At 71.0% G+C, this 1,372-nt stretch carries 1 protein-coding gene; it reads left to right on the top strand.

The features are described 5' to 3' along the window. Positions 1-25: 25 nt before the first annotated feature. The coding region (locus ACFP2V_RS38530) for a transposase (RefSeq protein ID WP_381221401.1) at positions 26-1,372 on the top strand (1,347 nt) is incomplete at its 3' end.

A 1,372-nucleotide genomic window follows, 5' to 3' on the forward strand; every position in this document is an offset into this window, starting at 1 on the left:
CAGCATCACGGGTGAAGGAGGGCTGGTGAGCCGGAAGCTGCCGGTCGGCGAGGGCGAGACCTCCCGCACAGCGTGCGCGCGTGGCCTGCTGCGCGCGGCGGTCGACGAGAAGACCGGTGAACTCATGTCCGCCTCCTTGCTGGCCGAGCGGGTCGGCTGGGCCGTGGACCTCGTGTCCGGCATGACGAGCGAGCTGACTGCCGAGCACTGGAACAACCTCGATGTGGACGTCCTCGCCTCCGGTGAGGACGCGAGCGGCAGGAAATTGCCGTCGAACGCCTGGATGGCGCTGCGCCGCCTGGGCTGGACCGTGACCGCTCCGGGGGGTGTGAAGGTCAATGACCGTATCGTTCGCATGGCCCAGGAAAAGGTCGGCCGCACGCTCCGCTCCGCGAAGTGGCGCGTGGACCTCACCTCCGGTGTCCTTGGGGCCTGGCCCGCCGATCCGGCCAGGCGGACCGCCCAGGAGTGGGACGCGGTCCGCGAAGCGGTACCCGGCGGGCAGCATCTGCCGTCCAGTGTCATCAAGTCCCGCACCCGGCAGATCGCCGCGTTCGCCAGGAAGCACGGGCGGATGCCGGCCGATGTGTTCCAGCTGGAGGCCGCGCCCCGGATTGCCCGAATGCTGTTGCTGTCCGCCTGCGACGGACAGCAAGCCACCATCGAACGGCACGAAAGTGATCCGGGCCGGGCACTGCTGCGCCTGCAACTCCCCACCCGGCCCGACCCGTGCTCCTACCGGGACTGGACGTGGATCGCCTGCCCCGTTGCGCTGCCGCCGACGATCCCCCAAGGCGCGGTGCTGCACCTGCCCACCCCGCGCATCCACCAGGGCACGGTACGGGCCGATCTCGCCTACACCCACGCCGTCCCGAAGACCCGGCGTAGCGGGCACACGGTCGCGCTCGGTGTGGACTGGGGCCTGAACACCCTGCTGTCCGCCGGCACCGCCCGCCTCCACGAGGACGGGCGTATCACCGCTCTCGGCAGCGGGGGCATGTTCCGTACGGTCGGCGTGCTCGCGAAACAGCACCGCCTGCGCCGCCTGTCCGAGCACCTGCAGGCGAAGGCCGACCACTACCAGCGGCTCATCGGCGACGACACCAACCACCCGCTGGCGGCCAGGACTCTGGCCCTCACCGAGGAGATCCGGCGCGTGTCCGCCCGGCGGTCGAACCTCAACAACGCCCTCGCACAGGCTGGCGCCCGCTGGACCGTCGACCAGGCCATCGCCGCCGAAGCGAGCGTGATCTACGTCGAAGACCTCCGCTCCATGGAGGCCCGCGGCATGGGCCGCACGATGAACACCCGGCTCTCCCAGCAGGTGCGCGGGCGGATCGTCGACCGGATGCGGCACCTCGCCGCCGAAGCG

The sequence above is a fragment of the Streptomyces incanus genome (assembly GCF_042656345.1).
GTDB classification, from domain to species: Bacteria; Actinomycetota; Actinomycetes; order Streptomycetales; family Streptomycetaceae; genus Streptomyces; species Streptomyces incanus.